Source organism: Mesorhizobium sp. WSM4822, assembly GCF_055811155.1.
Map to the genome: position 1 here is coordinate 1 of NZ_JBVVQM010000030.1, position 18,652 is coordinate 18,652.

Consider the following 18,652-nt stretch of genomic DNA (forward strand, 5'->3'; position numbering starts at 1 on the left):
GGGAATGTCGTCCACCTTAACGTTTCCCCGGCCATGCTTGAGTAGCACGCGAACGTCGTGAACTGTTTGCCCCGCTGCCGCGAGTCTTATCGGGCTGGTGACCTCGTCACCGACGACACACGCTCCCATATGGTAGGCGGCCTGCTGGATCTGATGTGGCTCCAGAGGCGCATCTCCGCCCCGTCGCAACCTGTCGGCAGGCGTGCCCAGGGAGACCCTCAGCGCTGCCGTGGATTCTCGCGGGGACTCTTCCGTGTCATGTGTGGCATGTCGAGTCGATCCGGAGGATTTGGAGATGCAAATTCCCATAGCCGTTCACCTGTTGTGGAGTTTCTGATCGCCGAGGACGGGATACGCGAACGGGCGATTAACCGTCAGTGTCATCTGGATGAGCTTCCATCAAGGGTGCCGGCTCCGGGAGGGCGCCTGTCTGGCTTTCGAAGATGCGTTTAAGGATGCGGTCCGAAAAATATCGCACCTTCCTCAATTGCAATGGTGGCAGGCCTTTGATGAGAACAATCTCGTAGTCTTCGTCGAGCAGCCGAACCTGTTCGGGACGCAACAGCGGTGCACCTTGATGCGAATTCTGAATGTTCCAATCGAACGTTCGCGCCTGGCTGTAGGAAATCGACTTGGCTTCAAACGTGTATTCACCGATGGCTTTGGAAATGTAGGTTGGAGTTTCGTCATCGGCAGTGGCCATGAACACTTGCAGGCCGGTATTGCTGAGAAAATTCTGCTTGCCAGCCTCTCCATAAGCCCCCGTCAGTGCCGAAAGGCTTTGGATGATGAGCATGAAACGACCCTTGTAGCCCGCGATGGTCGTAATTGCGGTCTCGATCGCCTCCAGCTTACCCAAGTGCTTGAACTCGTCGAGCAGAAAGAGAACCTCGTTCTTTTCATCTTGGCGGGGCAGCGACCGCTGTAGGATTGAAACGATTTGCTGAAAGAACAGGCGTACCAAAGGCGCGATCACCTCAAGGTCGTTCGGACCCACGCACAGATAGATGCACGTTCTGCGACGGCGAAGATCATAGACCGAAAAGTCCGAGCGACTTGTAGCTGCCTTTACAGCCGGATCCGCCCACAGATTGAGCCCGCCATCGCCGAGGACGGACGTGTAGGAGGTCAGGATTTTTGTATCGTTCCCCGCCATGTCGTCGAAGATGCGTTGTGCCTCTTTGTTCCGGGTCTCCATGGCAAGTTGCGCGAAGAGCTTGAACTTCTCCCCCGGCTGGGCGAAGAGGTCATAGACGGCGCCGATTGTTGGCGTGCCCCGCTCGATACAGGCAAGAATCCCCGCGACAAAGATATCTCGCGCGCCGCTGACGAAACCTTCCGCGCCCTCCCCCTTGGCCGTGATCAGGTTTGCGGCCAAGCGGCGGGCTTCGGTGAATTGCAGCTGTGGAGGCAGCGCTATAAGATCCAACAGCGGATTGTAGCAGTTGGTGCGCCGCTCCGAATCCAGCGGCGCGAATTTGAACACGTTGTCGCCTGCGGCTTTGCGCGCCCTCGAGGTAAGCTCAAAGAGCTCCCCCTTGACGTCGAGAGCTATCACCGAACCTTTGAATGTAAGTAGCGTTGGAATGACTATGCCGACGCCCTTGCCGGCGCGGGTCGGTGCAACGATGAGGCTGTGAGGCTGCTCGCCATTGGTCAGGTAGTACCCAGGCCAGAAAGGGCTACTTGTCTTCCCAAATACCGGCCCTGCCACGCTACGGTATCGTCGCAGATATCCGGTGCGTCGCATTTCATCCACTCGCGCCCAGCGCGCCGTCCCGTGATGTTCGAGTTTGCGCCGCAATACGATCTGCTGAATCAGCAAGACGACCGCCGACGTTGCGAGCACGATACCCAGGCCCCGATAAAAGATGGGGGTTGCGAAACCCAGATAGAAGGGCGTCTCGAACCAAAAGGCACGGATGTCAAACGTCATCAAAGCCTCGCCGCTACCCCCATGGCGGAACGTTGCGTACAGACTTGCCGCGCAGAAGCCCAAGGCGAGTGAGCACGCGATGCTAACGGCTATGTTGGGGGGCGTCGTTTTTGTTGAAGGCATTGTTCCATCGCCGGATTAGCCGTTGCTAATGCTGCGCTTGCTTCAGACACCGGAGCGACGTCGCCGCTCGACAGATCGATGCCTCAGCGGGTTGCGCGATCGCACAAGCCGGCAGACGTGGTTTTTGAAAGTTACGCTAAGGCAGGTACATCTACGGCCAGCGCATTGGGAAATGGCAAGGCCGTCGGGGAGAAGGCGTCACTTACCATGACCAAGACCTCAACGGCCGGAGCGATCTCTGCTTCTGGAGGCAGCCATTAGATCCTCGCGGGCGTGATTGTAGGCGCGGCTTATGGACTGCCCGACTTGACCACCCCGCTGCAGCTGCTGATGGGAGGTTTGCGGGCCTACTGTATCACGGACTGAAGCCGCGATATCTGCTATGTGGCCGTCCAAATTCGCATTCCGTTCCTCCGCTGCATGTTGCGGCGGAGGCATGTTCTGCAACAGGCCATGCAGGTGGGGAAGTGAGTTAGCTTGCGCTTGTTGATTTGGGTCTAACTGATGATACACGGCGACAACAGCATTTTGGGCGGTCGCCTTGACCATTTGGTGCTGATTAGGATCAGCAGCCAATTCCATCGCCTGGTCAAAAATACGAGATTTATGTTCATCATTAAATTTACTGAAGTTTTGCGCCACAAACATAACCCCTAGAGCTTTCTCCATTGGATCCATGTCGCCAATGCGATTGATAAGAGCAGTCTGCTTCTGGGGTCCCAGAAAATGGGCTACATTACTAGCCGCATGGACTTGGAACAATGCTACATCGGCCGAGTTGAACCCCAATCCGTCCGTCAATCTGTCGGCCAGAGCGTTGGCTGATCCTCCGAGCTGGTTGTTGCGCCTATCAAATCTGCTGAGGTCAGACTCTTGCCCGGGGGCCATGTCCTGAACGGCGCGTCGCATTTGCCTCTCGGCGGATTTGAAGCTCCCAAGATCGCGTGCTGTCTCGCGCGGGTTAGCGGTTACTAGCCGTTCTGCAACATTGGTCAGTGGCCCGACTGGAAGGCCATCGTGGTTACGCCGTTGCTCGGCCCTCCTCCCCTCGCGGGATGAACTTCCAGCTGCACGTTTGCTGTCGCGATCCATTGCTCGGCCTCCAAAGTCGTTATTCTACCCAAGAGGTTACCACCTAAGCTTGACCTGCTGAACCGATATGATGTTACAGTTGTAGTCTGGCAGAGGGTTCCCAGCTCTGTGGGTCTGCCAAGAGCCCGCCCGAGCCAAGAAAATATGATAAGGCTGGCATCAAATGCGATGAGTGGGGTCTGCCAGAGGACATGAATGGCACGCCGTCGCCGACTCTTCGCCTCTCTTTCCGGTCCTTGCAAGAGCCCGGCATGATATCCCCGCGGTAGGTTCTCCTTTGGGCGCAGGCTTGCATGCTCGAGGGTTTCGATGAGGACCATCGCCCACTCCGGCTGATCAGCCGCGGCTGAGCTGTCGTGCTCCCTCGGCAAGGAAATCAGTCGCGACCTGACCGGCAATTTGCGCAGCGCCGCGCCTATAGCATCGCTGTACCATGCCGTCGCCAAGGCATTCCTGCCGCAGGCCACAAGTGGCAATCCCTCGGCCCAACCGGCGCCGGGCGAAGAGCAAAGGTCCGACGGCGAAAACGCGCGGGCGGGCAGCACGGCATCGCGCAATGCCGCTCCGTTCGGCGACGCGGCCGCCTGTCGTCGATGCGCCGCGGTCGTCAGCACCAGCCTCTGGCGAGCCAACCGTCGGCTGGGCGATCGCGACATCTTCAATGCCTTTGTGCCGGGATGTTCTCAACGGGAGCCGCCTGGCGCAGCCACTCGAGACGGACGGCATACTTCAGCGCCACCGTGACCAGTGCAATTGCCGCGCGGCTTTTAGCGACCAGCATCAGGTTGCTATTTGAAGGAGCCTCTCACATCGAAGGCATCGTAGATCCGGCCGGAGTTGCCTCTCGCCTGATGCCGAGGCGCGCCTCAAACGATTGTTGCCTGGCAGGGTCCTTGCCGCGCTGTGCAATTTGGGAGACCACGCGTCAATGAATCGGATCAGCTTGCTTCTGCTGAGCGCATTTCGGGGTTCGGACCCGTGTCCCTCAAGAAGAGAGTGGTTCGATCCGGCACAGGCCCTTGGGCGGGGGGCTGGGGTGAGCCGGTGCCGGACCGAACCGTCTCAGGCAACGCCCGGGTATGTCGTGGGATATTGCGGCAACTTCGTGGCCAAAACGTGAGGGTAATGTGTCGTGGATTCACCGATTCCAACACGCGCATTGCAAACGTGACTGGACGTCTAAGAAACCGCGCAGCGCTGCTGAGTTGTCGGGAGCTCCGCCCGTGGGCCGCTAGCTTGGCCGTGAAAATAGCCCCTCGATCAGACGTCGGATTCAGGAAGGGAAAAACTCGCAATGTTGTTTCTGCGGGGCGGTCGAGGTCCGCGCTTCGCGCGCTGTCGATGCTGGCTCGACGCGCGGGTACGGAACGCTGCAGACCATGGCCGGCGACCGAGATGATGGTCGATGAAGCGGCCGAACTGCTCGGCATCGATCCAATCGAGCTTCGCCTCAAGACCGCGTTCAAGGCCGGCATGAAGAACTCGCAGGGCGCCATTGCCGGCGAGGCGCTAGGACCGAGGAGATCCTGGAGCGGGTCCGTGCCCTTCCGTTGTGGAGGGATCGCGATGCGAACAAAGCGGCGTTCGATACCGCCAATCCGGGTAAGCGCTACGGCATCGGTTTCGCGCAGGTGCAGAAGGATTACGGCACCGGAGCCGAGGCAGCGGTGACCGCGCTGTCATTCGATCCGTCCGGCCGGCTCACCATGCGCCAGAACGGATATCGGCACGGGCCTTGCCACCTCGCAGGCGGTGATGGTCGCCGACATCATCGGCCGAGTGCCGCACGACTATGCCTTCGGGATCGTCGACTGGCCCGAGATGCCTCTCCTCTCCGCCCGAGGAGCCCTATACGACGCCGCGGGACAGGGAGGACGCGCTGGCACGCAATCCGCGCTGCACGCCCCTCGTTTATTTCACCGATGAGCGCCTCAAACAGCGCCTATTTCGTCGGCCACGCGGCGGCGGCGCGGGCGCTGCTGCGCCTGTCGCTCTGGCCGGCTGCGGTCGCGCTCTGGTCGAGTTGACCGGGCGGCGGGCGGGCGGGCCGCTCGCTGTCGACTGGCGGACGTGCGGATCGCAGATGGCAAATTGACGGTTGGAGGGATGGCGCCGCTCGCATGGAACAACTCGCGGCGGCGGCGCACAGGCTCGGCCTGGTAACGGGAGTCAGCGTCCATGTGTTCAACCGCTGATAATGGCCCGAGGCGGTGTTCGATGTGCCGAATGTCAGCGCCATCCGCTTGCCGGTCGACGCGCTTTCCGTCTGCTAGGGGCAAAGCGCGCCGGCTGGTTTGAAGGCGCTGATGACCTGCGGCGGCTTCCATTTCTCGACCGGCGTCAGGTCTTCTATCCGCCGGTACAGCGCCAGAACGCCGCCGGCACCTGTTACACGGGCGTGGCGACGATCGCCGAAATCGCAGTGAACACCGTCTCAGGCGACGTGAAGCTCCTTGCACATCATTCCATCCTCGAATGCGGCACTCAAATCGTGCCGGAACTCGTCTCGGGTCAGTTCCAAGGCGGCTTGGCTATGGGCGTCGGCCACGCCCTGCTCCAGGAATTGCCGCTCTATGAGGACGGTCCCGGTGAGGGGACGTGGAACTGGAACCGGTGTCGCCTGCCGAATGCCAGCGATGTCGCGGTCTGGACACAGACATCGGAGGTGTTGGCGCCGCTTCCGAAATCGACCACCAAAGGGAATGGCCGAAGTCGTCAATGCCGTCAACCACGCCATCGGCAAGACGCTGATCACGCCAGAGGAGATTTTGCAGGCCCTGCCGTGACCGTTGCCACGCGACCACTTTCGATGACGGGTCAACACTCGCAAGGTCGGTCCTGTCGACGTACCTGACGATCTGATGATGATCGACTTCCTGCACGAATATCTCAGCCTCACGGGCCCGCGGCTTGGCTGCGGCCAAGGCATCTGCCACGCCTGCGCGATCGTTCTCGATGGGCCGGAAGGAAGCTCCTGCGAGATGCGGAGCTGCATCACCGGAGCGCATTTCTTCGAGGGCGAGTCCGTCCGCACCATCGAAGACCATGCCGAACGCGACGCAAATGGCGACATCGTCCGGCTCTCGGCGATTCAGCAGGCCTTCGTCGAACGTTTTTCGTTCCAGTGCGGCTATTGCACGCTGGGTTTTGTCAACGGTGCGACCCTGCTGGGTTGAGCATCTCAAAGAGAAGCGGGTCCGCAGGGCAGATGTCGAACGCACGATCGAGCAGGCGCTTGAGCCGCACATTTGTCGTTGCACCGGTTATGTCCGTTATTATGAGGCGGTCCGTCAGGTGATCATGACCACGCCCGGCCTAGTACAGAGCTGAGGTCGGGCAATCAGGCGTTCCTGGATATTTGGCGACGTGCAGCCAATACGGGCGGTCTGTTTCCGGGACGCAGGCCTGTCCCCTTGATTGCCGCAATACGGTCAATTGGTTCTCGTTTGTGCCTGCGCTTGCACGGCACGCCTCGCATCGCGGTTCATTACGTTTGCTTTCGGTGTGCCTGGTCAAGTCTTGTTTACTGGCCGACTGGGCCATAGAAAAATGCTGACATCGATCAGTGTTACGCGCGGTCCCAAAAATGCCCTTCCGACGGCAGCGTTGGGAAGCTTGGCGGGCTCAACATCTCTTGTTGGAGGGCATGCGCAGCTTCAAATCAAAGGATCTATTCCCGTTCTTGCAGCTGACACCAAGCTGTTGAGATAGCGCGCGCGTCGAGCGACAGCAGATCATCGCGATGAAACCGCGCTTCAGGACTGCCGACCAGCGTTTGCAGTTGCGTGGGCTAGATGCTTCTCCCGGCAATGCCACGGTGACCGGCGCGTCCATACAAAAGGACAGCAGCCAACACTGCACAGTTTAAGCCTTCTTCCCCGCCGAACCCAAGACACTGTTGATGGCAATTTCCATCTCCTTGCAGCTCTGCACGACCGCCCCGAAATCCGGCGCGTCTGCGGCTGTGATGCCGCTTTCCTGCATGATCCAGTAGTCCTTCTCCAGTTCTTTCAAGGCGGTGCCAGAAGGTACCATAACGATCTCGCCGGAGACCGCCTTGCCGTAGTCCACGATCTGGCCGTCCTTGTCCTTCTCCTTGAAGAAAAAAGACTTGTGGCGCGCGACCTTCCTCGCGAGCTCCGCGTCTTCGAGCGCAGATGCCCAATGTTTCGACTTGTAGATGTAATGGAGATCGTGCCAGTGCCTCGAGAAGCGGTCTTTCTTGAGGTTCTGCTGAAGACAATAAACGTGAGCCGCTGTCGCCTTCTCCCAGAAGGTGCGCTCCACCGCCATCGCGTGGACTGACGCCGTCGGAAACACGAGACCCGTGTTCGCCTGAGCCGCATCGCAAGCTATTGCGTGTTCTTCGGCGGGCCGCCCCGTGGACCGAGCGCCGAACTCCAAAAGAACCGATGAGCGAACGTAAGAGTGACCATCGAAACGACTCTCAAAGTCGACATTGAGCGTTTCCGAGGAATTATAGGCCAAGGTCACCTTGATGCCTTTGTCGGCCATGGCTCGCGCCATCATCGGAGCGAATTCGTCTTTGATCCACCCCGGCAAGCGCTTCCTGACCATCTCAGTTAGCTTGCTCGCCTGCGATCCGCTCGGAGGAATGCCGTCCTCGTCAAAGTTCCCACCATCAAGGAACTTTGTCATGTCATAGGTCAGATCCAAGTCTTCAGAGAATCTGTCGATCAGCCGATAGACTTTGGAAAGCGATGTTCCCCCTTTGAAATACAGGAGGTCCTTGACTGCGGATGTGTAGATAGCGTCAAGCGTCGCGACGACCATGACGTCCTTTTCAAGGATATGCGGCTCGCGTCCCAATGTTTCCGAAGCGGCCAGAAGAGCGTCTCTTTGCTGGCTACGTTTCAAATCGAAGAAGGATTCACCGCTCATTTTCTGCTTTCGAGATCGCCGCATGGACCCAAGCGGGCACTTTCGCCTTGAGAGCGACTACGCGAGTCCATTCCTCGGGGGTCAGTCTGTTCTTGAGCAATTTCGCGTAGTGGACACCGTTAGCTCGGCCAAGGTGCGCGATTGCCCGGATGGCCTCGCCCGACCTGTTCTTTGGCAGACTCGTGATCCAAGCGGGCGCGTGCTTGAGGCGTATTGTGCGGCGGCCAAGTTTCAGGTTCTTCGACTTTCCGGTCGTGAGAAAGACTTTTTGAACCGGAACTTGTGTCGTCAGGCCCAGCTGGTTCGCCGCCGTAGCACCGGAATTGACGACCTTCTCACCTGACAACGAGGCGTACGACTTCACGACGGCTTCCGCTTCCGGCAGCACATATCCATAGGGCGTTTTTCTAGAGGGCGTGTACATTCCCCTGTAGACGCGCGCCAGTTCGCCCTTTTTCGCAAGTCTGCTCAGAGCTTGATCGGCTGCCGCACGGTTTCCAGAGCCAACGAATTCCTTCGAAGTGAGCAAAGCACCTTCCTTGGCTCTTTTCGTACGCATTTGAACCGCTCGCGTGACCTCTTCCATGGCATTAGCTCCTGTCAGAGAGAAGATTCGAGTTTCTGACCGAATTGGCTCTTATCATATTGATTGCAAAGAAACAGTTCAAGATGGGCTATGGCCCAAATCTGGACGCTATATTCCACCCAAATTATGACGCGGCCTGCCTGTCCCTACCCGCCGTCTGGCATTGAGCTTTTGGAACGGGATCAGGCTGCCGCAGGTCTTCGAGCCTTCCTGCACGGATAAATGAGGCATCCCAGGTAAGGCGGCTGTGGAAGTTGGTCGAGTCATTACTGCCTCGCCCGCAACTTCAGGCCCGACGAGGTTGCCGATGATCGGCAGCTCCATGTCGGGGCCGCGGCTCAAAGATTTTTGGGAATCAAATCGCGACCATCTTACGGCCGCACCAAAGTCGAAATCGGCCAATTCAGAATCCGAGCTTCAGCGTCGGATCCACAGTTCCACGTGTTTTCCTGAAGGGCTCGCCGAAGTCGTCTTCCAGAGCCACATTGGCCAACGCAAATTCGACGAGCTCGGCATCAGATGTCAATCCAGTTCGAGCTTTGGCCATCTTAATGAGATCAGCACTCACCCGTCCCGCAATCCTGCCGTCCTTCTCAGCGCGCAGGCCGGATTCTTCCGCCCTCTGCAGAACGGCGTTAATCCTGGCCAAGCGGCGCATCTGCAATTTCTCGGCCAGTTTGGAAAGGGTTCTCGTCCGCTTGCCCTTGGATCCTTGGCCGCGACGCATACGTACAGCCGTCTTCGTCATCGGGGTTTCCGCAAATTCCGTTTAACAAAAACGATTTTAAACAACATAGCAGGCAAGGTGTTTTTTCAAAGACCCCAAATAGAAGGCGGCTGTTGTCAGCCCCGGAGGTTGCTTTGCTGAAGCCCTCCAAAAGGAGGGATCGCACGCGCTCGCGGGCCAAGCTCGCAGCGGTGAGTTTTTCACCTCCTCCGAGCGCCCGGCAGCGCCAAGTTGGCGCGATTCGGGACTGCTAGCACCGCGCCAATTCGAAGACCGGTGCGGCCTTGACCCTCGCCAGCACCTGACATACTTTCTATAAGCAATTTGCGTAGGGAACGCGTGTGCAGCCCGATGATATCGAACTCATTGTGGACGCTGAAATTTCGGAGGACCCATGCCTCCTCTTTGATGTCGTCACGCCCGATGCGTGCTTCAGCTATTGGGGAGATGGGCAGCAACCATCTTGTTGTCCGTGACCTCCATATTGGGGCAATGCACAGGTCCAATGGGGTTGGTCCAAATTGCGCAAGCTCGGTCGAGTGATCGCGGAGAAGCTTAATGTCGACTACATCGAAGTTCATGGAGCGGTTCGGACAACGGGTGCGCACCCGGGACGTCGTCCAGGTGTCGTCAGGCTCTCCCGTCCGGCTGAGCCTCAGCTTTCTACACGGCGCGAATACTCCTGAGGCTGCTAGGGTTCTCGTCAGGAGACAGCTGCCGCTGAGGACGGCCCATGCGGTTCTCGCGGAGATGGTCGATCAGGGCAAGGCGTTCGTGACCGTTCCTTGCGTCGACGACCTGCGGGCACTGAAGGACGAACTCTCGTCCGCAGGAGTGATCGCGAAGGTTCATGCGCCGCGGCCGATAAGCGTTCGCGAAGTTCGGGATAGCACCAAGCTGTCCCAGGAGGCGTTCTCCGTGAGGTATGGCCTCGATCTGGCAACGCTTCGAAACTGGGAGCAAGGTCGCTCGGAACCGGATGCAGCGGCGAATACTCTGCTTTGGACCATCGCCCGGAATCCGGAGGCAGTCGAAAAATCGCTCGACATGGAGGACGAAGTGGCGGCGCCGTCTCCCTAGTGGTCTAAGTCTTGGGGAGAGGCCGTCGGAACGGCCATTCCATCGCGCGGCTACTCGGCATGCCAATGAACTCCAACCCGACCGCGCTTTGCACCATCGTGGGCATATCCCAATCAGATCCGCAAACTGCAGCACGACCTGTCGAGACGCACGGAGCACGCCCTGGAGGCGGCCCTGCGCCTTCGCGCGAAGACGGCCAAGCATCTCCAGTCCCTTAGCCAGAACCGGAATATCTCATCACCGCTACGGCCCGGTACTGGCCGCCACCGCCTCCCAGATAAACCGGCTCACCGCCACCCTTGAAGAGGTGGCGGCAAGGGTCACTGCGTTGATCGCGCGGCCCGCGAGATTACAGCAGGCAGATCCAGCTGCCTCATGGGAGGTTCACGGCCGGGATTCAGCGGCGTCCTCGTCTGCTGCGGCAGCTAGTCCGATGACATGATGCACCACGAACACATCGACGAGGTACGCAGCCTCGTCCCGGGAAATAGGCAACATGTCTGCCGTGATTTCATTATCGACATAGGACTCGGCGTCCCAAAGGGTGCGAGTCAGCTTCTCGTTGGTCGGCTCAATCCGCTCAATGACCCTTTCGAACGCGGCGTTGGCGGCCTCGATAAGCACGGTACGGTCGGCCCCGGCGACTGGCAGGGACGCAATAACGGCATGGGAATCCATGACGAACGTTTCCTTCTGGAGTGGCGGTCTCTTGCCTCAGCATTTTCGGTCGCCATGCCGACGCTGGTTCTTGCTGGGGTGCTCGTCGAGGCGCCAGGCGCCACCTTGTGCTCACATGCGCGGCCGCAGGATACGCGAGAATTCGGCAGATGCAAACAAAGGTGACAAGCACGGCAGCGCCAGGGGCAGAACAGTGTCGGCGTAGTGGGCGAAAGGCGGTCTGCGAGCTTTAGGTTCCCGCAGGAAGCGGTCTGGAACCAAGCCTGATCCCCGGAGCCGCCGTCGCGCGTCCTGTCAAGCGCAGGCGCGCGCTCTCCGCAAGGGCTTGAGCGGAGCGTTCCCTTGAGGACGAGCACGGCTGCGCGAGGGACAAAGCGCGTCGGAGGCGGACCGGGTTCAGGCGGCCTGATTCTTGGTGAGTCCAGAGCGTCTTCTTTGGCCGGCCGTTCGGGCGAGACGCCGTTCCTGGAGGTGGCAAGATAGCCCTGCCATTTCGAAAGCAAGGAGCTAAGGGGAAGCCTTCCGGTTTCGGCACGCGTTTTCTGGTCGGCGGATAGATGAGTGTTGTGATGTCTGCTACAATCGAAAAGTAGAGTCGAGGGGGGCGAAAATGGTTGAAGTGTTCCGCGGAAGGAGCGGTAAACTCGAACACGAATGGGCCGCGCTCGGTAGAGTCCATGCGCAGGCAAATCACCGCAAGGCGTTGGGGTATTGGCTCGGGTTCTTGAAGGGCGTGATGGCCAGCGAGCGGGTCGAGCGGGCGGAGATGCCGCCACTCAGGGTCGAAGCTGAGCAGTTCCTGTCCCTTCTTCGCGACGATGATGCTGCCGAGCTCATCCGCGATCTGGATATTTGGGGTAACGCGCCCGAAGAGATCTACGCCGTCCTTGAAACAATAATCGGCATACGCTCACGGGAGTTTGTCGCCGCTGACGACAAGGACCAAGTCAACGAGTTCTACGGATTCTGTGCCGGCATCGCCTGCGACAACTCCATCACGCCAGCAGAGGTCGAAAAACTGCTGTCCAGGTTGGACTCGAGTGTGGTCCTGCGCAGAGACAGCCGCGTGGCATCTCTCGGAGAAACTGCTAGAAGGTCTTTTGCTGACGGTCGCATAACCGCCGACGAGGCAGAAGACATATGCGGGTGGATTGCCCGTCTCGTCGGCGACAGCGCGATAGACACGGGGCTGCCTACCTTCGGCAATGTGGGTGTCATTGACGGCGCCTTGGAGGATGCAAGCCAGTTCGTGATTCCGAGCCGGATGTTCGTCCTCACGGGAAAGTTCGCCATCGGCCCGCGAAAGGCAATCGCTGCGATGATTTGCGAACGCGGCGGTGATTGGAAGGACACCGTCTGCGGCCAGACCGACTACCTCATCGTCGCGGCCGAAGCGTCTCGGGACTGGAAGCACAGCCACGAAGGCACGAAGATCATCAGGGCAATGGAGCTTCGCGAAAAAGGAGGTCGGCCGCATCTGGTTCTTGAACCGATGCTGGCCAAAGCGTTGGGTTTCTGACCGCCTCCATGCGGCAAAGGGAAAGCCTATTGTCTTGGAGGTGCGGCTTCAGAGCCTAATCGTCGGAAGCGCGGAGTTGAACACGTGAGCCTTAGTGAATCGTGATACGGGGGTCTGGGCGCTCGCCATACTTTTCTGAACAGTTGTGCTTCACTGGTTCACCGGAAGCATAATCGAGGCTCGACGTGCGGCAACGCTCGGCTGCTATTTCTCTGTCAGTGCCGAGATGACCGTTCGGATCGTGGCCGCTCTCTCGTCTGCGACTTGCCCATCGATCGGATACTGACGGAGGACAGGCCCTTTCACTCACGTCAACGGTCGGCCCAGCGAGTTCCGCTGACGTGAAAACCACGGTCGCCGCGATCGCTGACGTCCGGAGGTTCCAGTCAATGCCGTCACGACGGCGGTAAGACAGAACCTTCGTTCTCTATTGAGAAGAGGCCCTCAAGGGGCTATATAAATTGTGATCTTCGTGCTACACAATGAGCCAATCTGTAGCGCGAAGGTGACATAATGCCCACTCCACACAACCCTCCTGCTGCGGTGCGGCGCGCGCTGCGCAAGCTTGGGGAGGACATCCATGATGCCCGTCGACGCCGACGGCTGCCGATGGCGGTCGTAGCCGAGCGCGCCTTCACGTCTCGCTCGACGCTGCAAAGGGTCGAAGCCGGCGACACCAACGTCAGCGTCGGCATTTACGCGGGCGTTCTGCAGGCGCTCGGCCTCCTCGACGGCCTGAGCCAGGTCGCCGACATCAGCAACGACAGCGTCGGTCAGGCGCTCGCCAGTGCGGACCTGCCCAAGCATGTGCACCTCAAGCGGCCAACCGGATCGTCCCACGGTGGCTGACTTCGAGGTCCATATCGATTTGGGCGGCCGCACACGACCGATAGGACTGTCGAGGAGCAATCGCGTCCGGGGCACCGAGACCATCCTCTTCGAGTATGACGGCGCATGGCTTGAGGATCCGGACCGCTTCTCGCTCGAGCCAGCTCTTGCTCTTACCCGAGGAGCCTTCGCCCCTCCTGCCGGTCTTGCGACTTTCGGCTCCATCGGCGACTCAGCGCCGGATACCTGGGGCCGTCGCCTCTGCAGCGCGCCGAACGCCGCCTCGCCGACCGAGAAGGCCGCGCGGTTCGCACGCTTGTAGAAAGCGACTACCTGCTCAGCGTCGCCGACGAGACGCGGCTTGGCGCGCTCCGCTTCCGCTGGGTCGGCGAAGAGATTTTCCAAGCGCCGATCCGCACGGGCGTTCCTGCTTTAATCGAACTTGGCCGGTTGCTCCAGATCACCGAACGTATCCTCCGGGACGAGGAAACGGATGAAGACTTGCAGCTCATCTTTGCCCCAGGCTCCTCCCTTGGCGGTGCCCGACCGAAGGCGTCGGTCATCGACCAACGTGGTCACCTCTCCATAGCGAAATTCCCGAAGGAGACCGATGATTACAGTATGGAGACCTGGGAAGAGATCGCGCTGCGGCTAGCCGGCCAGGCAGGTATTGCCACGCCTCAACACGAGCTGATCGAGGTCGCCGGCAAGCCCGTCATGTTGTCGCGACGCTTCGATCGTAACGGTGCGATCCGCATCCCGTTCCTGTCGGCGATGGCGATGACGGGCGCCAAGGACGGCGAGCGCGGCAGCTATCCGGAGATCGTCGATGCCCTTGCTCAACACGGCGCTCAGGGAAAGGCGGACGCGCACGCCCTCTATCGGCGGGTCGTCTTCAATGTGCTGATTTCCAATGTCGACGACCACCTCCGCAATCACGGTTTCCTATGGTTGGGAAAGGCGGGGTGGTATCTCTCGCCGGCATACGACCTAAATCCCGTTCCGACTGATCTCAAGGCGCGGGTGCTGACCACGAACATCGATCTCGACGAGGGCACCTGTTCGCTCGATCTGCTGGAGGCGGCGTCCGAGTTTTTCGCGCTCACCCTGCCGCAGGCCCGCGCGATTATCAAAGAGGTCGCGACCGTGACCGCGACCTGGCGCGATACAGCCAAGGCGGTTGGCGCTCGATCGGCGGAGATCAGCCGCATGGCCAGCGCTTTCGAGCATGAAGACCTCAAGCGGGCGCTGGCGCTATGACGAGAACCTTCCTCCACAATTTCGATCCGCCAGCATTCAGCCCTGTCGGGCGCGACCGTCGACCTCGACGTCTCGGAGATCGAGGACGCTGGGATTCGCGAAGTGTTGCAGACGCCAGGGGCTGCATATGGCGCGTGGTCCATCCTGGACGCGCTGCTGACGCCAACCGGCGCGGGTACGCGCTTCATCTTCCGGGAACCGCTTGGACAGGCTCGCGAGGTGAAGGCCGCGCTGTCTGGCCTATCCGAAGATTTGTATCATTAGGCCTGCTCTCGAAATGAACGCGACAGCAACATGCCGTGATATCCTAGGGGCGGCAGTTCGGGTGCCTGTCGCAGCCCCATAGCGGCGAGATCCAACACAAGCGGGCCTACCAGTAAGCGAGTCGCCTCGCCGCCTGCGCAAGAACCTCGGTGAAGATCTGGGCCTTTCCAACGCCGGAAGCACGCGACGCAACAGATTCTTCAAAGAAAATCGCGGACTTTTTGCACTCTAAACCGCTGAGAATATGTACCTTGAGCCAATCACTTGGGCCGCGGGTCGAGACCGTGGCGCCGTGGCCCGACCAAAGCAGAGCCGGCAGGAGCATTTGCCTTGGTCGAGGAGATGTATCGGAAGCAATCTGCGATGCGGTCGGGCGTATTCACCTCGTCGGGACGGCAAGATTGCCTCTAAAAGCGTGGGAGAACGCCAAATGGAGGAAGTCAATACAAGGAGTGCCGGCCGATGATGACACTGGTCAGGCGCCTAAAGGCCGCGGCTCATCTTGATCGACTTCGAATCCTAGGGCTTTGTGCGCATGCGGACCTAACCGTCTGCGAGCTAGCAGAAGTTCTGAGCCTGTCTCGCGAGCACGTGGTTGCACACGTTCGCCAGCTCGCCAGAGCCGGCTTTCTTCTCGGCAACGAACAGCGCCCCTGGCCTTCGTACCACCTCGAAGCAGGAGGCTCGGAAGGCGGCTTGGTTCAATTGTTGGTTGATCTCCTGCCCCACGGCGATGGCCATCACAGACAAGACCTACAGCGCCTGGAGGCGATACAGGGCGGGCGGTCCAAGGTGACCGCCTGTATGTCCTGAAACTTAGTCCCAATGGAGCGCGAAGCTGATATGGACAATTCGACTGGCGGCGCCATCGCGGAGCTTGACACTTGCGAGTGGCCTCACCTGGCTGTAGCAGATTCTCGCGTTCACGAGCTGCTTTTAAGACAGGAGCGCCAGGAGCGGACGACCCTCAAACTTATCGCCTCCGAGAACTTCGCGTCCTCGGCGGTGCTGGAAGCGACCGGGTCGATTTTCACCAACAAGTATGCCGAGGGATATCCCGGCGCGCGCTACTACGCCGGAAACGAGATTGTCGATGAGCTTGAGAACCTCGCCATCGAGCGATTGAAGGCGCTGTTCGGCTGTGAACACGCCAACGTGCAGCCTTATTCCGGCTCGCCGGCCAATCAGGCTGTCTGTCGAGCGCTGTTGTGTCCGGGAGACAAGATGATGGGATTGACCCTTCCCGGCGGGGGGCATCTGACGCACGGTTGGGCCGTAAACTTCTCCGGCACTGACTATCAGCGAGCTCCGTACGGGCTCCACGAAAAGACACAGCAGATTGACCTTGACCGCTTGCGCGAGACAGCCAAACGGGAACGACCGAAGCTCATTTGGGTCGGCGGAACTGCTTATCCGCGCATCTTTGACTATGAGGCAATGGCCGACATTGCTTCGGAGGTGAACTCCTATCTGGTAGCCGACATCGCCCACATCAGCGGCCTCATTGTCGCAGGAGTGCATCCGAATCCCGTTGGCCATTGCGATGTTGTCACCAGCACCTCTCACAAATCGATCCGCGGCCCCCGCGGTGGTTTCATCTTGTCAAGGAATGAAGACCGCTATCAGGCGCTCTACCATTCCAAGAGCAAACACAATCTGGCCAAACGCATAGACCGTGCCGTGTTCCCTCTCCTCCAGGGCGGACCTCACATGAATACGATTGCCGCGCTAGCTGTCGCTCTGCACGAAGCAGGGAATGCATCCTTCCGTGTGTACGGTCAGCAGATCGTCAACAACGCCAAGGCTCTGGCCCAGGCCCTTCTGGAGCGAGGTTATGAACTCGTCACGGGGGGCACTGACAATCACATGCTGATCCTTGATCTTAGGGACCGGCCGCTGTCGGGGAAAGCCTATGCCGAGCGCTTGTCGCAAGCGGGTATCATTACGAATTTCAACATGGTGCCGGGCGACCGGCGCCATCCCGCGCTCACCAGCGGCATTCGGCTAGGCACGCCAGCAGTGACGTCGGTGGGGATGCGCGAGGCGGAGATGGTGCAGATTGCAGCCTTCATCGACCTGGTTTGCCGCCAGCCCGATGATTCGGACGTCCATGCCCGCGTGCGCAGAGACGTTGCCGACTTCTGCGCTGCGTTCGACGTGCCTGGCATCTCCGACAGGTAAGGCGGCCGGATCAACTGTCACATCCAATTCCACCGTTTGAAGCGAGGACATTCCATGACCAGACAATTCGTGTTCTCTTCCGAATCCGTCGGCGCGGGGCATCCCGACAAGATGGCCGACAATATCTCAGATGGCGTGCTTGATGCGATCCTTTGCAGGGATCCTACGGCCCGAGTTGCTTGTGAAGTGTTGGTGAAGTCAGGGATGGTCGTTCTGGCTGGCGAGATCACCAGCCACGCGCAGATCGACTACAGCCAAGTTGCCCGCAATGTCATTTTGGACATTGGATATGACGACGATGCGATCGGCTTCGACGGCCGGCGTTGCGCCGTGATCTTGGCCTTGACCGAGCAGTCGCCTGACATCAGCCAGGGGGTCGACGAGGGACGAGGGCAGGATCTCGAGCAGGGAGCGGGGGATCAGGGCCTCATGTTCGGGTACGCGTGCAACGAAACCGAAACATTGATGCCGTTGCCAATCCAACTCGCTCACGATTTGACAAAAAAACAGGCAGAGGTGCGCCAAACCGGACGCCTTGGCTGGCTTCGCCCAGACGTTAAATCTCAAGTGTCCGTCCGCTATGAGGGTTTGCGCCCAGTAGCGCTTGATACCATAGTCCTGTCGACGCAGCATGACGAGGAGGTCTCACAAGCCACGGTGCGCGAAGGCGTCATTGAGGAGATCATAAGGCCGGTCTTGCCTCACGACGACCTGGATACGAAGGGGATAAGGTTCCTGGTGAATCCAACAGGCCGGTTCGTGGTCGGTGGGCCGCGCGGCGATTGCGGGCTTACCGGCCGCAAGATCATCGTCGATTCCTACGGCGGTATGGGACGTCACGGCGGCGGTGCCTTTTCGGGCAAGGACCCGTCGAAGGTCGATCGATCGGCCGCCTATGCGGCGCGGTACGTCGCAAAAAACGTCGTTGCCAGCGGACTTGCGGAGGTCTGCGAGGTTCAGCTTGCTTATGCGATCGGTGTGGCCGCACCGGTGTCAGTCCTCGTCAATACATTCGGAACCGCAAAGATTGATGAAAAGAGGATCGAGCACGCCGTCCTTGAGCTTTTCGATCTCCGGCCGAAAGGCATCATCAAGGCGCTTGATCTCTTACGGCCGATTTACCGCAAGACCGCTACATACGGACACTTCGGCCGCGAAGAGCCGGAGTTCACCTGGGAAAAGACGGACAGAGCTGACGATCTTTTGCGAGAGGCAGGACCGGCAGCTGCGTGATGCACCGGTATTGGATGCGTCGGCATAGGGCGACCCATTCCAAACTGGCCAAAACAGGCCGGCCCCAGGGTGGCAAGAAAACCGGATCGGGTTTTTGGCGGAGATTTTGATGCCGGATTATGACGTGCTTTGCATCGGCAATGCCATTGTCGACATCATCGCCCAATGCGACGAGGAATTCCTCGAGACCAACGGCATCATCAAGGGCGCGATGAACCTCATCGACACACAACGCGCCGAACT

Annotated in this window: 16 protein-coding genes and 3 pseudogenes; 10 read left to right on the top strand and 9 right to left on the bottom strand. The window is 59.5% G+C overall.

The annotated features are described in order from the left end of the window. From AC0L3E_RS33160 to AC0L3E_RS33170, 3 genes and pseudogenes are all read right to left on the bottom strand, one after another. Window positions 1-309: pseudogene (locus AC0L3E_RS33160) on the bottom strand (type III secretion protein); the annotation flags it as partial. Window positions 310-367: 58 nt separating this feature from the next. Further along, window positions 368-2,059, bottom strand: a complete 1,692-nt coding sequence (virD4, locus tag AC0L3E_RS33165; protein WP_473606695.1) for a type IV secretion system ATPase VirD4 — start codon at window positions 2,057-2,059, stop codon at window positions 368-370. Between the two features lie 219 nt (window positions 2,060-2,278). Further along, entirely contained in the window at window positions 2,279-3,151 is an 873-nt protein-coding gene (locus tag AC0L3E_RS33170) for a hypothetical protein (RefSeq protein WP_473606697.1), read from the bottom strand. A 2,197-nt stretch (window positions 3,152-5,348) separates the two neighbouring features. Between AC0L3E_RS33170 and AC0L3E_RS33175 the strand changes: the two genes are divergently transcribed. Further along, the gene (locus AC0L3E_RS33175; RefSeq protein WP_473606698.1) at window positions 5,349-6,005 is read left to right on the top strand and encodes a molybdopterin cofactor-binding domain-containing protein; all 657 of its coding nucleotides are present in this window, start codon (window positions 5,349-5,351) and stop codon (window positions 6,003-6,005) included. Window positions 6,006-6,015: 10 nt separating this feature from the next. Next, window positions 6,016-6,327 carry a (2Fe-2S)-binding protein gene (locus AC0L3E_RS33180; protein WP_473606699.1) on the top strand — a complete coding sequence of 104 codons (312 nt, stop codon included), beginning with the start codon at window positions 6,016-6,018 and terminating at the stop codon, window positions 6,325-6,327. Window positions 6,328-7,015: 688 nt separating this feature from the next. On the opposite strand, the gene AC0L3E_RS33185 is transcribed toward AC0L3E_RS33180, so the two are convergent. From AC0L3E_RS33185 to AC0L3E_RS33200, 4 genes are all read right to left on the bottom strand, one after another. Next, window positions 7,016-8,053, bottom strand: a complete 1,038-nt coding sequence (locus AC0L3E_RS33185; RefSeq protein WP_473606701.1) for a nucleotidyl transferase AbiEii/AbiGii toxin family protein — start codon at window positions 8,051-8,053, stop codon at window positions 7,016-7,018. Continuing rightward, on the bottom strand, window positions 8,043-8,639 hold the full coding sequence (locus AC0L3E_RS33190; protein WP_473458583.1) for a DUF6088 family protein: 597 nt from the start codon (window positions 8,637-8,639) through the stop codon (window positions 8,043-8,045). Before AC0L3E_RS33190 ends, AC0L3E_RS33185 begins: the two co-directional genes overlap by 11 nt. A 108-nt stretch (window positions 8,640-8,747) precedes the next feature. Further along, the gene (locus AC0L3E_RS33195) at window positions 8,748-9,041 is read right to left on the bottom strand and encodes a hypothetical protein (protein ID WP_473606702.1); all 294 of its coding nucleotides are present in this window, start codon (window positions 9,039-9,041) and stop codon (window positions 8,748-8,750) included. A gap of 1 nt (window position 9,042) precedes the next feature. After that, window positions 9,043-9,387 carry a hypothetical protein gene (locus tag AC0L3E_RS33200; RefSeq protein ID WP_473458584.1) on the bottom strand — a complete coding sequence of 115 codons (345 nt, stop codon included), beginning with the start codon at window positions 9,385-9,387 and terminating at the stop codon, window positions 9,043-9,045. Window positions 9,388-9,924: 537 nt separating this feature from the next. On the opposite strand from AC0L3E_RS33200, the gene AC0L3E_RS33205 reads away from it, so the two are divergent. Next, a complete protein-coding gene (locus AC0L3E_RS33205; RefSeq protein WP_473606703.1) occupies window positions 9,925-10,446 on the top strand; it encodes a helix-turn-helix domain-containing protein in 522 nt (173 codons plus the stop codon). Window positions 10,447-10,830: 384 nt separating this feature from the next. Here the strand turns inward: AC0L3E_RS33205 and AC0L3E_RS33210 are convergent, their stop codons facing one another. Continuing rightward, on the bottom strand, window positions 10,831-11,124 hold the full coding sequence (locus AC0L3E_RS33210; protein ID WP_473606704.1) for a hypothetical protein: 294 nt from the start codon (window positions 11,122-11,124) through the stop codon (window positions 10,831-10,833). A gap of 610 nt (window positions 11,125-11,734) precedes the next feature. Here AC0L3E_RS33210 and AC0L3E_RS33215 point away from each other — a divergent pair. From AC0L3E_RS33215 to AC0L3E_RS33230, 4 genes and pseudogenes are all read left to right on the top strand, one after another. Then, window positions 11,735-12,643 (top strand): BRCT domain-containing protein, encoded by a 909-nt coding sequence (locus AC0L3E_RS33215; protein WP_473606706.1) that lies wholly within the window; start codon window positions 11,735-11,737, stop codon window positions 12,641-12,643. Window positions 12,644-12,788: 145 nt separating this feature from the next. After that, a complete protein-coding gene (locus tag AC0L3E_RS33220) occupies window positions 12,789-12,929 on the top strand; it encodes a hypothetical protein (RefSeq protein WP_473458593.1) in 141 nt (46 codons plus the stop codon). A gap of 227 nt (window positions 12,930-13,156) precedes the next feature. Continuing rightward, window positions 13,157-13,492: a helix-turn-helix domain-containing protein gene (locus AC0L3E_RS33225; protein ID WP_473458595.1), complete on the top strand. Its 336-nt coding sequence runs from the start codon at window positions 13,157-13,159 to the stop codon at window positions 13,490-13,492. Beyond that, window positions 13,485-14,731 (top strand): annotated as a pseudogene (locus AC0L3E_RS33230) (type II toxin-antitoxin system HipA family toxin). Before AC0L3E_RS33225 ends, AC0L3E_RS33230 begins: the two are co-directional and overlap by 8 nt. Window positions 14,732-15,553: 822 nt before the next feature. Here AC0L3E_RS33230 and AC0L3E_RS33235 read toward each other — a convergent pair. Continuing rightward, complete coding sequence (locus AC0L3E_RS33235) at window positions 15,554-15,736, bottom strand: hypothetical protein (protein ID WP_473606707.1); 183 nt, start codon at window positions 15,734-15,736, stop codon at window positions 15,554-15,556. Between the two features lie 102 nt (window positions 15,737-15,838). Here AC0L3E_RS33235 and AC0L3E_RS33240 point away from each other — a divergent pair, with 102 nt between their 5' ends. From AC0L3E_RS33240 to AC0L3E_RS33250, 3 genes and pseudogenes are all read left to right on the top strand, one after another. Next, window positions 15,839-17,176, top strand: a complete 1,338-nt coding sequence (locus tag AC0L3E_RS33240) for a serine hydroxymethyltransferase (RefSeq protein ID WP_473606708.1) — start codon at window positions 15,839-15,841, stop codon at window positions 17,174-17,176. Between the two features lie 54 nt (window positions 17,177-17,230). After that, complete coding sequence (gene metK, locus AC0L3E_RS33245; RefSeq protein ID WP_473458599.1) at window positions 17,231-18,409, top strand: methionine adenosyltransferase; 1,179 nt, start codon at window positions 17,231-17,233, stop codon at window positions 18,407-18,409. Window positions 18,410-18,518: 109 nt separating this feature from the next. After that, window positions 18,519-18,652, top strand: a pseudogene (locus tag AC0L3E_RS33250) (adenosine kinase); the annotation flags it as partial.

What these genes read in the sequence shown, in the direction of transcription:
- AC0L3E_RS33175 (WP_473606698.1), top strand. Translation starts at nt 5,349, where the DNA reads ATGGCCCGAGGCGGTGTTCGATGTGCCGAATGTCAGCGCCATCCGCTT.
- AC0L3E_RS33210 (WP_473606704.1), bottom strand. Translation starts at nt 11,124, where the DNA reads ATGGATTCCCATGCCGTTATTGCGTCCCTGCCAGTCGCCGGGGCCGAC.
- AC0L3E_RS33180 (WP_473606699.1), top strand. Translation starts at nt 6,016, where the DNA reads ATGATCGACTTCCTGCACGAATATCTCAGCCTCACGGGCCCGCGGCTT.
- AC0L3E_RS33190 (WP_473458583.1), bottom strand. Translation starts at nt 8,639, where the DNA reads ATGGAAGAGGTCACGCGAGCGGTTCAAATGCGTACGAAAAGAGCCAAG.
- metK (WP_473458599.1), top strand. Translation starts at nt 17,231, where the DNA reads ATGACCAGACAATTCGTGTTCTCTTCCGAATCCGTCGGCGCGGGGCAT.
- AC0L3E_RS33205 (WP_473606703.1), top strand. Translation starts at nt 9,925, where the DNA reads ATGTCGACTACATCGAAGTTCATGGAGCGGTTCGGACAACGGGTGCGC.
- AC0L3E_RS33170 (WP_473606697.1), bottom strand. Translation starts at nt 3,151, where the DNA reads ATGGATCGCGACAGCAAACGTGCAGCTGGAAGTTCATCCCGCGAGGGG.
- AC0L3E_RS33225 (WP_473458595.1), top strand. Translation starts at nt 13,157, where the DNA reads ATGCCCACTCCACACAACCCTCCTGCTGCGGTGCGGCGCGCGCTGCGC.
- AC0L3E_RS33185 (WP_473606701.1), bottom strand. Translation starts at nt 8,053, where the DNA reads ATGAGCGGTGAATCCTTCTTCGATTTGAAACGTAGCCAGCAAAGAGAC.
- AC0L3E_RS33235 (WP_473606707.1), bottom strand. Translation starts at nt 15,736, where the DNA reads ATGGCCATCGCCGTGGGGCAGGAGATCAACCAACAATTGAACCAAGCC.
- AC0L3E_RS33200 (WP_473458584.1), bottom strand. Translation starts at nt 9,387, where the DNA reads ATGACGAAGACGGCTGTACGTATGCGTCGCGGCCAAGGATCCAAGGGC.
- AC0L3E_RS33215 (WP_473606706.1), top strand. Translation starts at nt 11,735, where the DNA reads ATGGTTGAAGTGTTCCGCGGAAGGAGCGGTAAACTCGAACACGAATGG.
- AC0L3E_RS33240 (WP_473606708.1), top strand. Translation starts at nt 15,839, where the DNA reads ATGGACAATTCGACTGGCGGCGCCATCGCGGAGCTTGACACTTGCGAG.
- virD4 (WP_473606695.1), bottom strand. Translation starts at nt 2,059, where the DNA reads ATGCCTTCAACAAAAACGACGCCCCCCAACATAGCCGTTAGCATCGCG.